Origin of the sequence: Gimibacter soli (assembly GCF_028463845.1) — a bacterium.
GTDB lineage: Bacteria > Pseudomonadota > Alphaproteobacteria > Sphingomonadales > Kordiimonadaceae > Gimibacter > Gimibacter soli.
This window is the reverse complement of record NZ_CP116805.1, coordinates 2,085,857-2,097,583: the sequence shown is the minus strand read 5'-3', so window position 1 is coordinate 2,097,583 and position 11,727 is coordinate 2,085,857. Positions and strand designations below refer to the sequence as shown.

Here is an 11,727-nt window from a genome sequence, read left to right as displayed (position 1 = left end):
TGGTTAAGGAGGCGGCAACTCTCGCACAAAGGGTTTGGGGCGGCAAGCGCCGCCCACAAAAGAAAAGGCCACCCGAAGGCGGCCTTTCCGAATGATTTGTACCAGCGTCGCTTAGCGCTTCGAGAACTGGAACGAACGACGGGCTTTTGCCTTGCCGTACTTTTTCCGTTCAACAACGCGGCTGTCGCGGGTCAGGAAGCCAGCCGACTTCAGCGCGCCGCGCAGCTCGGGCTCGGCAAGCTGCAGAGCGATCGAGATGCCGTGCTTCACTGCACCGGCCTGGCCCGAGAGGCCGCCGCCGGAGACGGTTGCGATCACGTCATACTGTTTCGCGCGGTTCGTCACCTGGAACGGCTGATCAACGATCAGACGCAGGGTCGGACGGGCGAAGTAGACTTCCTGGTCGCGGTCGTTGACGGTAACTTTACCGCTGCCCGGCTTGATCCATACGCGGGCAACAGCGTCTTTACGCTTGCCGGTTGCGTAGGAACGGCCTTGGGCGTCTACAACGCGCTTGCGCTCGACAGCACCTTCGACAACAGCTGCGTCGCCGGTGATTTCCTTCAGATCCTGAAGCGTGGCTTTTTGTTCGGCCATGGCGCTTACCTCTTGTTCTTGGGATTCATCGCGCCGACATCGAGCACAGTCGGCTCTTGCCCGGCATGCGGATGCTCAGCGCCGGCATAAACGCGCAGATTGCGCATTTGCTGGCGGCCAAGCGGGCCACGGGGGATCATGCGCTCGACAGCTTTCTCAACCACGCGCTCCGGGAAACGACCGCCGAGGATCTCGCCAGCAGTCTGGCCTTTGATCCCGCCGGGGTGACCGGTGTGATAATAGTAAACTTTGTCGGAGAGCTTCTTGCCGGTGAGCTTCACCTTCTCGGCATTGATCACGATGACATTGTCACCGCAATCCATGTGCGGGGTGTAGGTCGGCTTGTTCTTGCCACGGAGAACGACGGCGATGGCTTGTGCCAGGCGGCCGAGGACGACGCCTTCGGCATCAACCACAACCCACTTCTTTTCGATCTCCGAAGGTTTTGCGGAATAGGTTTTCATCGCAATGGACCTCGGTTCCGGATATCCGGGTTACACTTTGGGCGCCCGTAGACGCCCGGTTTCGTTATGGAGGCGCAATATAGGCGGAAACTTGCGGCTGTCAACGGCCATTTATCGGCTATCGCGTTTTTTAATATAGCAAATTCAATGACTTAAAATTACGGTAATTAAATACCCCATATTTTCCTATACTTTTCCCTGCTTGCAGCCCGGCAAAAGCCCTCCTATTCTCCCCTCAAGGGGATTTCCGCACCAGCTGGTGCAGTAAAGAGAGGGAGACACGCCGATGACGGCAAACCATCAGATTCGCCTGAAAAGCCGCCCGACCGGGTGGGTAACGCCCGACAATTTCGAGCATGTGAAAGCAGACATGCCCTCGCCCGGGCCGGGCCAGATGCTCGTGAAAACGCTGTATCTGTCGGTCGACCCTTATATGCGCGGCCGCATGAATGACGCCAAAAGCTATGCCGACCCGTGGAAACTGGGTGAAGCCTGCGTTGGCGGCATCGTTGTGCGTGTCGAGGAATCGAACGGCGGCAAGTTCCCGGCGGGCACGTACCTGACCGGTATGGGCGCGTGGGCCAACTATCAGGTTACCGACGGCACCGGCTTCAATCCGGTTGACCCGAAGCTTGCTCCCCTTTCCTTTTATCTCGGCATCCTCGGCATGCCGGGCATGACCGCATGGGTCGGCCTCAAGGGCATTGCAGACATGAAGGAAGGCGACAATGTCTATGTGTCGGCGGCCTCCGGTGCTGTCGGTCAGGTCGTCGGCCAGATCGCCAAGAACATGGGCTGCCATGTAGCAGGCTCCGCCGGTGACGACGCGAAGGTTGCCTATCTTAAGGACGAGCTCGGCTTCGACGCCGCCTTCAACTACAAGACCGAAAAGAACCTGTTCGCCGCCGTCAAGGCCGCCAACCCGAAAGGCATCGATGTCTACTTCGAGAATGTCGGCGGACCGATGCTCGAAGCTGTCATCAATATGATGAATTTCAACGGTCGCATCGCCCTTTGCGGCATGATTGCCGACTATAACCTGACGGTCGACGAAATGCCGGCTGGCCCGCGCAACCTTGTGCTGCTCGTCGGCCGCAGCATCAAGATGCAAGGCTTCATTGTCGTCAATTATCCTGACCTCTGCCGCGAGTGGATTGGTGTTGGCGCCAAGTGGCTGCAGGAAGGCAAGCTTAAATACCGCGAAAGCGTGGTCGAGGGCCTCGAGAATGCACCGACCGCCTTCATCGACATGCTGAAAGGCAAGAATTTCGGCAAACAGATCGTCAAGGTCGCTGACGAATGATCTTGCGGCGGCTCCTTCTTTCTGCCGCCTTCCTGATTGCGGCAGTCCTTGCCTTCCTTTACTGGCCGGGGCTGCCGCTCGACCTCGACACACCACCCGAACTGCATCTCTCTGTCGCGGAAAGCTATGGCCCGGAAGCAGGCGCCACTGGCAATGTGGTCGGTATCGAGCCCTTCATGGAAACGCTCGATTACGCCACACCCGAACGGTTTGAAGCCAAGCTTCGCGGCTATCTGGACGCGGCCCGGTCGCGTGGCTGGCTTGGCGCCAATACGATCGTGCTTTTCCCCGAACATATCGGCACATGGCTTATCGCGGCGGATCAGAAGCCACGGGTGCTCAAGGCAGGCTCCACCGCCAGTGCGATGGTCCCGATCATTGCCTGGAACCTGCCATCCTTCCTGAAAAACTATTATCTTTTCCATGATGCCGACCGCGCCGCTGCAGCCGTATTCCGCAGCCGTGCCGGGGATGTGGCCGCCATGACAGGCGAAATCTTCGGGCGGCTGGCGCGTGATTACGGCGTTCATATCGTCGCCGGCTCCACGCTCCTGATGACTGCCGGCATCTATGACGACGACGCCCTCTCCTATGGCCACGGACCGCTTTACAACGCGTCCTTCATGTTCGGCCCCGATGGCAAGCCGATGGAAGACGCCGTGCGCAAGATCCACCCGATCCCGAGCGAAGTCGGCTTTACCGCCAAGGGACGACCGGACCTCCTACCCGTATTCAAGGCGGCGGGCCGCACCGTCGGTGTGCTTGTCTGCGCCGACAGCTGGTTCGAGGATGCCACCAAGGCCGTCGCCGATCAGGGTGCTGACCTGCTGCTCGTCCCCTCGTTCCTTACCGGCCCGTGGGACGCGCCCTGGGGTGGCTATGTGAATGACACGCCGGAAAGCGACGCATGGCGCGCCGATGTTGGCCGTATCAGCGAAGGCGAAGCATGGCAGAAATATGCCCTGCCCGCGCAAGCGACCGCCCACAATATCCGCTGGGGGATGAATGTGTTCCTGAAGGGCAATATCTGGGAGCTGAAAGGCGACGGCCACGCACTGATCGTCACGGATGGCGCCCTGCACACAGGATCAGCCGGTGCAGACACCGGCGCGATCTATAATCTGTGGCTGCCCTGACCGGTCGTCAGGAGCCAACCGCCACCGGCACCGTCTGCTCACGCACCCACTTCAGATACTCGGCATGGCCGCCCGTTACATCAAGGGTGACGATGCAGGGGACTTCGTAGGTATGCAGCTCGTTGGCGCGGGCGACTGCCGCCTCGGCGCTGGATTTGACCGTCTTCATGATGATGGTAATTTCGCGGTCGAGCCGGATGGCGCCGTCCCAGCGATAGATCGACCGCGTACCGCTCGTAAGATTGGCGCAGGCGATCAGGCGTTCATTCACGAGCGTGGTGGCGATATGGATCGCCACATCCTCGCTATCGGTTGTCATATAGATCTGGACGATATCCTCATCCTGCATCCCCTGCCCCCTTTCGCATCACATGCATCAGATTGAGAAACGCGGCGAGTACAACAACCCCGCCGCCCTGGTGCGCCGCACCAAGGTGAACCGGCACCTCGGCAAGCAGCATCACAATGCCCAGCACAATCTGGGCGAAAACGGTGAGTAGCACAAAGGCGCCCGCCTGACGGACAAGCCCGCCCTGCGCCCACGCCCGCACACCGATGACCAGTGCAAGTGCTGCCAGTATATAGGCGCCAATCCGGTGATCGAACTGCACGGTTACGGCGTTATCAAGGAAATTGCGCCACACGGGCTCCATATCCAGAAGCACGCTCGGCACGAAACTGTCACCCATCAGCGGCCATGTATTGAAGATATAGCCTGCCTTCAGCCCGGCAACGAGCGCCCCCATGACGATCTGCAGCACCAGTATGGTCATGCTGATATGGGTAAGTATCTTCAACCCCTTTGGCGCTTCCTGCCGGCGCGGCCGCAGCAGCGAAAGGCCGGTCCAGAACAAAAGCGCAAACAGCAGCAGGGCAAGGCTCAGGTGCGCTGTCAGCCGGTAGTGGCTGACCGATGGCTCGTCTACAAGGCCCGACATTACCATGTACCAGCCCATCGCCCCCTGTGCGCCGCCCAGAAGGAACAGCACGACCAGCCGGGGTTTCAATCCTTCGGGGATATGCCCCCGTCCCCAGAACCAGACAAGCGGCAGGAAATAGGCAAGGCCGATGAAACGGCCGATGTTCCGGTGCAGCCATTCCCAGAAATAGATGTCCTTGAAATCCTCAAGGCTCATGCCGGCATTCTTCAGCTTGTATTCAGGGCTTTCCTGATACATCTGGAACTCGGCTTTCCACGCCTCATCCGTCAGCGGCGGCAAGGCGCCGGTCACGGGCTCCCACCGCACGATGGAAAGGCCGGATTCGGTGAGGCGCGTGATCCCGCCCACCACAACCATGATGAAAACGATAGCGGCAACGGCCATCAGCCAATAGCCGACGGCACGGGAATTCTTATCAGCAGCACTTTGGTTCATGTTGGTTTGCTACCGGCAATTCACACGGCGGGCAAGCGCAATCGACCACCCCTCGGGTCGAATTTGAATACAATTTTAGCGAGCGTTTTATTTGACACAACCAACGGAGGCACCCATAATTCCAGCGCCTTATGGGAAGATAGGGTATATGGGGAAAGCTTATGCTGACCATTCTTGACCGGTTGGGGGACCAGGAGTCGCTCGACAAGATCATTGATCTTTTCTACCGCAAACAACTGGAAGATCCGGTCACCCGGCCCTTCTTTTCCAACGCCAAACTACCCCGCATCCAGCAGATGCAGCGCAGCCTGTTGACCATGCTGTTCTGTGGCCAAACCACCGGTGTCGCCTTCTATCTGCAGGAATCGCACGCACATCTGGTGCGGGACCACGGCCTCAATCACGACCATTTCAGCCATACGATGACGAACCTTGAAGCTGCGCTCAGGGAATGCGGCCACACGCCTGCATTGGTCGCTGAAATCATGATGCTGGCCTGGAATCTTGAAGACGCAATCCTCGGGAACCGCAAGATCAGGTCAATGCAGGGCACCCTTGTCGACGCGCTGCGCCTTCATGAGGAATCGCTCGGCGGCCCCGACGCTGTAGTAAAGCGCGACCCCCATGCCAATGAGCCAGACAAGGCCGACGAATAGCCGTTCGACCTGCAGCCGGTTGCCAGCTTCAAGGATGCGCCAGGCAAGGCCCGCAGCCTCGCCCGAGCCCGCAACAAATTCGGCCACCACAGCGCCGATCAGCGCGAGCCCGCTGCCGACCCGAAGCCCGGCAAACAAGTAAGGCAGTGCCGTCGGCACCACCAGCCGACTGAAGCGCTGCCATGGTGTTGCCTTATACAGCCGAAACAGATCGGCAAGCGCCGGATCGACGGCTTTCAGGCCGCTCGTCAGTGTCGCAAGGATCGGGAAGAAAGCCGCAAGCCACGCGATGATGACCAGTGCGCGCTCAACGTGATCAATCCCGACCCAAATCAGGATAAGGGGTGCCACCGCCACAATAGGCGTCACCTGCAGGATGACGGCAATCGGGCTGAGGGCTGCCTCGATAAAGCCGGATAGCGAGAACAGAAAAGCCAGCACCAGCCCGGTCACAAGGGCGGCAGCAAGCGCCAGAAGGGTGATTTTCAGCGTGAAGGCAGCAGACGTCGCGAATTCGGGAATACTGCCGATAAGTTCAGCGCCAATCGCCGATGGCGGCGGCAGGATGAATTTGGAAACACCGGTCAGCGCGACGCCCGCTTCCCATGCGATGATGGCGATGATGAGCGAAAGGACGGGGGCAAGGATGCGCAGCTTCATGCCACCGCCTCCTCAAGCCAGCCCTGCATGGCGCTGACGGCGGCAGCAAGCTCGGGCGCCGCCCGACGATCCTTGGGGCCTAGGGCCGGATCGATCCCCGGCACCACCTGCCCCAGAAACCGCCCTTTCCCCATCACAAGAATGCGGTCAGCGAGATAGGCGGCTTCATACAGGCTGTGGGTGACAAAGAGGCTCGCGAATTTGCGCGATACTTTAAGACCCAGAATCAGGTCATTGAGATGAAAACGAATTATCTCATCCAGTGCTGCGAAGGGTTCGTCAAACAGAAGGATGTCTGGTGCAGTGACCAAAGCACGCGCAATGGAAACCCGCATCGCCTGCCCGCCCGACAGGCTTGCCGGATAGCGGTCACCAAGATCACCGATGCCAGCCGCGTCGAGGCAGGCCTGCACAGCAGCCGTATCTGGCTTGCCCGCCAGTTCCAGCGGCAGCGCGACATTCGCCCGAACCTTTTTCCAGGGCAGCAGGGCTGGAGACTGGAACACGAAGCCGGTTTCAGCGCCTTCGCCTCGCGTAACGCTGCCCGCAGACGGCACCTCCAACCCGGCGACCAGCCGCAACAGTGTGGATTTACCGCATCCGGAAGGCCCGACCAGCGCGACCATCTCACCCGGCGCTACACTCAGGCTTACCCCGTCCAGCACCAGCGCCGCATTCCCGTACCCGAAGCGGACATTATCGACCCTGATCATGGCCGGGCGAAATCCAGCCGGTAGACGCTGGCAGGGTCCAACCCTTGCGGCAGAATGCCAAGCTCGCTCATTTCGCTGTAGAACTGCACCCAGCGCTCGGCTGTCATGGTACCGACCATATCACCCTCGCCCACGATGCCGCGCTCGCGCATGGCTTTTCCGGCGTAGGTTAGCAGTTCGGGCGTCATTTCGCGGTTATCCTTCAGGATCAGCGCGTTGCCCGCTGCCGGGTCGCCGTGGATATAGTCCTGCCATCCGCGGATGCTGGCCTGCACGAAGGCGCGCATGGCGGCTTCATTGCCTTTCAAATAGTCGTCCCGCACCATAACCATGGCGGCATAGCCCGGATAACCGGCATCGGCGAACAGGAAGACTTTCGGCTCGATCCCCGCAATCGTGGCGCTATAGGGCTCGGACGACAGATAGCCTTCCTGCACACTGCCCGGATTGGCGAGCCACGGGCCGAGCGAATAACCATATTTGCGGATCTGCCGGTCCTCGAACGCAAAGCGGGCCTTCAGCCACGGCCAGAAGGTGGAAATCGCGCTATCTGAAATGAAGATGGGCCGCCCTTTAAGGTCAGCGATCTCGGCGGCGGCTACATCAGGGTGCACCATCAGCACCTGCGGGTCCTTCTGGAAGGCTGCCATCAGTACCTTCACAGGTACGCCTGCCGCAGCGAGGTTATAAGGCTGGAAGCCATTCGACGCCATCACGACATCAAGGGCACCAGCCGCCATCAGCCGTGGCAGGTCAACCTGCGGCCCGCCGGGACGGATCGTCACATCAAGGCCTGCGTCGCGGTAATAGCCTTGGGCCAACGCCTGATAGAAGCCGCCATGTTCGGCCTGCGCTTTCCAGTCGGTCGCGAAGGTGATGGCGGTGCGCGCCTCACCGGCCAGCGCCGGCAAGGTGAAGAAGCTGAATATCAGTGCTGCAACAAGGGCTTTCATGCCGCCACTATAGGCGAACCCGCAGCCGCGTCAATTCACGGGGCTTACTTGTTCTTGCGGCGACGGCCTTCGTAGGGGTTCGCGCTGCCCTTCATGATGAAACGAAGCGGAACGCCCGGCAGGTCAAAGTCGCGGCGCAGCTCGTTCTCAAGATAACGGACATAGCTGTCCGGCACATCGTCCGGCAGGTTGCAGAAGATCGCGAAGGTCGGCGGACGGGTCTTGATCTGGGCACCGTACCGCATCTTGATGCGACGACCATTCACCGAAGGTGCCGGGTGCTTTTCGAGCTTCTCATGGAGCCAGCGGTTGAACGCCGCCGTAGGCACACGGGCGTTCCAGATTTCATAGACTTCCTCAACCGCCGGCATCAGGCGTTGCAGGCCCTTGCCGGTCAGCGCCGACAGGGTCACCGTTTTCACGCCCTTGATCTGCGGCAGGCTGCGGGTCAGCGCATCCTCGAAGGCACGCTGCACTTCCAGCCGGTTCTCGACCGCATCCCATTTGTTGAGCACGATCAGAAGCGCACGGCCTTCCTCGACCACGCGTTCGGCGATTTTCAGGTCCTGCTTTTCAACGCCAAGCTCGGCATCGAGCAGCAACACAACAACTTCGGCAAACTGGATGGCGCGCATCGTATCGGCGACCGACAGTTTCTCGAGCTTTTCGCTGATTCTGGCTTGCTTGCGCAGGCCCGCCGTATCGTAAATGCGAACGGGAAGCCCGTCCCATTCCCAATCGACGCCGATAGAATCGCGGGTGAGGCCAGCCTCCGGCCCTGTGATCATACGGTCTTCGCCGATCAGTTCATTGATGAGCGTCGATTTGCCGGCGTTCGGGCGCCCGACGATGGCAAGGCGCAAGGGCTTTACTTCCTCGTCCTCGTCTTCGGGGTCCTCGAACTCGTAATTCAGGTCGCCTTCTTCGGGGCCAGTATTGGCTTCCCGCGCGCGACGCTCGGCTTCTTCGTCGATCTCTTCCTCGGCATGCGGATCGATGCCGATTTCCTGCAGCGTCTCGACAAGCGCCTGATAAAGGTCGCCGAGGCCTTCGCCGTGCTCGGCCGACAGCGCGATAGGGTCACCCATACCGAGCGCATAGGCTTCATAGATGCCCTGCTGGATGAATTTTCCCTCGCACTTGTTGGCGGCAAGGATGATCGGCGTTTTTGAGCGGCGCAGCAGCTTGGCGAAATGCTCGTCCATCGTGGTCAGGCCAACGCGGGCGTCATACAGAAGGATCGCCACGTCGGCTTCCTCGATCGCGGCTTCGGTCTGCTTGCGCATCCGGTCGGAAAGCGAGCCCGGATCGCCTTCTTCAAGGCCCGCCGTATCGATCAGGCGAAACTCGAGGTCGGCAATGCGGCCTTCCGCCATCCGGCGGTCGCGCGTCACGCCCGGCGTGTCATCTACAATGGCAAGACGCTTTCCAGCCAGACGGTTGAAAAGCGTCGATTTGCCGACATTGGGGCGGCCCACAATGGCAAGGGTAAAGGTCATCTATTTCTATCCAGGATGGCCGGGGCCACCGCCTCTCAGCGGTAGGCTACCAGCTTTCCGTCATTGGTAATCACAATATAGGTGCCATCCACCACGATTGCATCGGTGGTGACGCCAGCCGGCAGTTCGGTGGCACTCAGCACGTCGCCGGAATAGGGCGAAACGCTTACAAGATAGCCGTGGCTCGAGGCCACAAGCAGGCGGTCACCCGCCAGCACCGGGCCATTCCAGTGGATCAGGCCCTTGCGCTTTTCCTGATTGGTGAAGCGCTGCAGCTGCGCCACCCAGCGCACGCGGCCATCGCCGAGGGCGATACAGGCCACTTGCCCATCGATGGTGGTGATGAAAGCGAAGTTACCCGCAATCCACGGCATGGAAACCGAAGCAATGTCGGTTTCCCACGACCGCTCGCCCGACCGCATGTCGATAGCAACCATCGTACCGGCGTGGCTGACAGCATAGACCTTGCCGCGGTCGATCACCGGATGGGCGTCAACGTCAGCAAGCGTTGCAAGCGGGGTGAGACGCTGCGAGGCCGTCAGGGCATCCTGCCACACGATACGGCCGTTACCGGCGCGCATGGCCATCAATTCGCCCGACGACAGCGCCGCCACAACGGTTTGTCCGTCAGAGGCCGGCGTTGCAGCACCCAGCATACCGGCGCTTTCAGCGATACCGACCTGATCCCAGACAAGGGTGCCATTGTCGATATTCAGGGCTACGATGCGATTATCGTGGGTGACCGCGATCACGCGGCCAGCCGTTACGCTCGGTGCACCGCGGAAAGGCACGCCCGCGTCATACCGCCAGCGCTCCGCGCCTGTGTTCGGATCAAGGGCTACTACGAAACCATAGCCGGACGTCGCATAGACAACGCCACCCGCATAAGTAACGCCGCCGCCGAAGCCGACATCGCTGCGCTCTTCGCTGCGGATTTCAGCGGTCCAGAGCGGCGAACCGTCGGAGAGCGAAACCGCGGCCACGTTGCCACGGGAATCGACGGCAAAGACTTTACCCTCGGCCGCAACCGGCGACGAGACCATGCGCTCGTAATCCTGGTTGCCGCGGCCGATCGAACGGGTCCAGGCCCGCGAAAGCGTTTCGCCGACTTCCAGGTGCTGGGGCAGATGCGCTTCGTTCCCGCCGGGCTGCGCCCAGTTGAGGTTGCGGTAGGCACGCGGCAGCGTCACGGTGATGCCGGAGAGCGCCTCGTCTGCGTCCAGAAGCTGGGTCGAGCTCAGGACGGATACGCGCTCCCTGCCTTCGTCGTCATACTTGTTCTTGGGCTTCTTGTTGCCACCGCCCGAGCAGGCCGCAACGAGCGAAGCGGCGGCCGCGACCATGATGATGCGGCCAAGGAGGCTCGAAGTACGTGTCATTGAGCCTCTCCTTCGGTGGCAGCTTCTTCTGCGGCAGCAGGGGCTGCTTCGGTTTCTTCTTCTGCCGGAGCAGCTGCGGCCTGACGCGCGCTGATCATGCGGCTGAATTCGCTGGCGCGGCTGCGGATCGACTGCGGCGTTTCGCTATCGTTTGCAAGCGACGAGAAGCGCGAGGACGCGCTGTCGAGGTCACCGGCGCGCAGGTCGAGAAGCGCCAGTTGTTCCTGTGCCGAATGGCTCCAGGGATGCTCATGGCCAACCAGGCCTGACAGGCGCGAACGAGCGCCATCAAGGTCACCCTTGTGGGAAACCTGCACCATGGCTGCAAGCAGCGAGGCCAGTTCCTTGAGGCTGATATCAGCGTCTGAGGCTTCAACGGCGGCATAGGCTTCAAGCGCAGCGTCCGTCTCGCCTTCCGACAGGGCAACGCCTGCCGCACGCAAGCCGGCGAGGGCTTCATAACCGCCCTTCAATTGCGGCATGGCTTCCTGCCACACGGTGAGCGGGCTGCCGCCATCCTGCAGGGCTTTGTCGGCGGCCTTCGAAGCGGCGCCGAACACGGTCGACTGTGCTTCTTCCTGGCTGTGCACATAGGCGCGCCAGCCTTCCCGTCCGGCAACGAGCAGCACGATCAGCACGGCACCGGCAATGATATATTTGCCGTAAGCCTTCCACAGCGCGTTCATCCGCGCCCGGCGCAGCTCCTCATCGACTTCCTGAAAGACGAGATCGGGATTCTGGTCCGACACACCTAACTCCCCAGTGTTTGGGCCGCCAGAACCCCGGCGGCGGGATAATATCATTGTTATGACAGGGCCTGAGGCCCCTCAATCGGCGGCTACCATAGCCAAAGCCGCCGAAGGAAGCAAACGCGAAGACACCAGCCGATTGTGGTGTTTTTTCGGCAAGCTTTTCATCGCACGGACGGCCCTTTTCGCCGCAAGTGGAATTCTCGTTCCTCGCGCGCTGTGGTAGCCCGCGTTGGGGTACG

The 11,727-nt window shown here is 60.7% G+C and carries 13 protein-coding genes; 3 read left to right on the top strand and 10 right to left on the bottom strand.

The genetic code is table 11. The annotated features are described in order from the left end of the window. Positions 1-111: 111 nt before the first annotated feature. Together rpsI and rplM are read right to left on the bottom strand one after the other, a co-directional pair. A complete protein-coding gene (gene rpsI, locus PH603_RS09790; RefSeq protein ID WP_289502271.1) occupies positions 112-597 on the bottom strand; it encodes a 30S ribosomal protein S9 in 486 nt (161 codons plus the stop codon). Between the two features lie 5 nt (positions 598-602). After that, positions 603-1,061, bottom strand: coding sequence for a 50S ribosomal protein L13 (gene rplM / locus PH603_RS09785; RefSeq protein ID WP_289502270.1), 459 nt, complete (start codon positions 1,059-1,061; stop codon positions 603-605). 286 nt (positions 1,062-1,347) lie between these two features. Between rplM and PH603_RS09780 the strand changes: the two genes are divergently transcribed. Beyond that, positions 1,348-2,364 (top strand): NADP-dependent oxidoreductase, encoded by a 1,017-nt coding sequence (locus PH603_RS09780; RefSeq protein ID WP_289502269.1) that lies wholly within the window; start codon positions 1,348-1,350, stop codon positions 2,362-2,364. Beyond that, entirely contained in the window at positions 2,361-3,500 is a 1,140-nt protein-coding gene (locus tag PH603_RS09775) for a nitrilase-related carbon-nitrogen hydrolase (RefSeq protein WP_289502267.1), read from the top strand. Before PH603_RS09780 ends, PH603_RS09775 begins: the two co-directional genes overlap by 4 nt. Positions 3,501-3,507: 7 nt before the next feature. Here PH603_RS09775 and cutA read toward each other — a convergent pair whose 3' ends face one another. After that, positions 3,508-3,849, bottom strand: coding sequence for a divalent-cation tolerance protein CutA (gene cutA / locus PH603_RS09770; RefSeq protein WP_289502266.1), 342 nt, complete (start codon positions 3,847-3,849; stop codon positions 3,508-3,510). Continuing rightward, positions 3,839-4,876, bottom strand: a complete 1,038-nt coding sequence (locus PH603_RS09765) for a COX15/CtaA family protein (protein ID WP_289502265.1) — start codon at positions 4,874-4,876, stop codon at positions 3,839-3,841. Before PH603_RS09765 ends, cutA begins: the two co-directional genes overlap by 11 nt. 161 nt (positions 4,877-5,037) lie before the next feature. Here PH603_RS09765 and PH603_RS09760 point away from each other — a divergent pair, with 161 nt between their 5' ends. Then, positions 5,038-5,532 (top strand): group I truncated hemoglobin, encoded by a 495-nt coding sequence (locus PH603_RS09760; RefSeq protein WP_289502264.1) that lies wholly within the window; start codon positions 5,038-5,040, stop codon positions 5,530-5,532. Here the strand turns inward: PH603_RS09760 and PH603_RS09755 are convergent. Genes PH603_RS09755 through PH603_RS09730 form a run of 6 tightly spaced genes read right to left on the bottom strand, consistent with a single transcriptional unit; the run spans position 5,416 to position 11,485 of the window. Beyond that, positions 5,416-6,192: an ABC transporter permease gene (locus PH603_RS09755; protein ID WP_289502263.1), complete on the bottom strand. Its 777-nt coding sequence runs from the start codon at positions 6,190-6,192 to the stop codon at positions 5,416-5,418. The two genes, PH603_RS09760 and PH603_RS09755, sit on opposite strands and share 117 nt — an antisense overlap. Beyond that, positions 6,189-6,905: an ABC transporter ATP-binding protein gene (locus PH603_RS09750; protein ID WP_289502262.1), complete on the bottom strand. Its 717-nt coding sequence runs from the start codon at positions 6,903-6,905 to the stop codon at positions 6,189-6,191. The genes PH603_RS09755 and PH603_RS09750 overlap by 4 nt, the downstream gene beginning before the upstream one ends. Further along, positions 6,902-7,858 (bottom strand): ABC transporter substrate-binding protein, encoded by a 957-nt coding sequence (locus tag PH603_RS09745; protein WP_289502261.1) that lies wholly within the window; start codon positions 7,856-7,858, stop codon positions 6,902-6,904. Before PH603_RS09745 ends, PH603_RS09750 begins: the two co-directional genes overlap by 4 nt. Before the next feature lie 44 nt (positions 7,859-7,902). Further along, a complete protein-coding gene (gene der, locus PH603_RS09740) occupies positions 7,903-9,357 on the bottom strand; it encodes a ribosome biogenesis GTPase Der (RefSeq protein ID WP_289502260.1) in 1,455 nt (484 codons plus the stop codon). 35 nt (positions 9,358-9,392) lie between these two features. Beyond that, positions 9,393-10,736 carry an outer membrane protein assembly factor BamB family protein gene (locus PH603_RS09735; RefSeq protein WP_289502259.1) on the bottom strand — a complete coding sequence of 448 codons (1,344 nt, stop codon included), beginning with the start codon at positions 10,734-10,736 and terminating at the stop codon, positions 9,393-9,395. Continuing rightward, positions 10,733-11,485, bottom strand: coding sequence for a tetratricopeptide repeat protein (locus PH603_RS09730; protein WP_289502258.1), 753 nt, complete (start codon positions 11,483-11,485; stop codon positions 10,733-10,735). Before PH603_RS09730 ends, PH603_RS09735 begins: the two co-directional genes overlap by 4 nt. Positions 11,486-11,727: the final 242 nt, after the last annotated feature.

Bases quoted from the DNA above. Each gene is read 5' to 3' on its own strand.
- cutA (WP_289502266.1), bottom strand. From the start codon at position 3,849: ATGCAGGATGAGGATATCGTCCAGATCTATATGACAACCGATAGCGAG.
- PH603_RS09780 (WP_289502269.1), top strand. From the start codon at position 1,348: ATGACGGCAAACCATCAGATTCGCCTGAAAAGCCGCCCGACCGGGTGG.
- PH603_RS09775 (WP_289502267.1), top strand. From the start codon at position 2,361: ATGATCTTGCGGCGGCTCCTTCTTTCTGCCGCCTTCCTGATTGCGGCA.
- PH603_RS09750 (WP_289502262.1), bottom strand. From the start codon at position 6,905: ATGATCAGGGTCGATAATGTCCGCTTCGGGTACGGGAATGCGGCGCTG.
- rplM (WP_289502270.1), bottom strand. From the start codon at position 1,061: ATGAAAACCTATTCCGCAAAACCTTCGGAGATCGAAAAGAAGTGGGTT.
- PH603_RS09765 (WP_289502265.1), bottom strand. From the start codon at position 4,876: ATGAACCAAAGTGCTGCTGATAAGAATTCCCGTGCCGTCGGCTATTGG.
- PH603_RS09735 (WP_289502259.1), bottom strand. From the start codon at position 10,736: ATGACACGTACTTCGAGCCTCCTTGGCCGCATCATCATGGTCGCGGCC.
- rpsI (WP_289502271.1), bottom strand. From the start codon at position 597: ATGGCCGAACAAAAAGCCACGCTTCAGGATCTGAAGGAAATCACCGGC.
- PH603_RS09745 (WP_289502261.1), bottom strand. From the start codon at position 7,858: ATGAAAGCCCTTGTTGCAGCACTGATATTCAGCTTCTTCACCTTGCCG.
- PH603_RS09760 (WP_289502264.1), top strand. From the start codon at position 5,038: ATGCTGACCATTCTTGACCGGTTGGGGGACCAGGAGTCGCTCGACAAG.
- PH603_RS09755 (WP_289502263.1), bottom strand. From the start codon at position 6,192: ATGAAGCTGCGCATCCTTGCCCCCGTCCTTTCGCTCATCATCGCCATC.
- der (WP_289502260.1), bottom strand. From the start codon at position 9,357: ATGACCTTTACCCTTGCCATTGTGGGCCGCCCCAATGTCGGCAAATCG.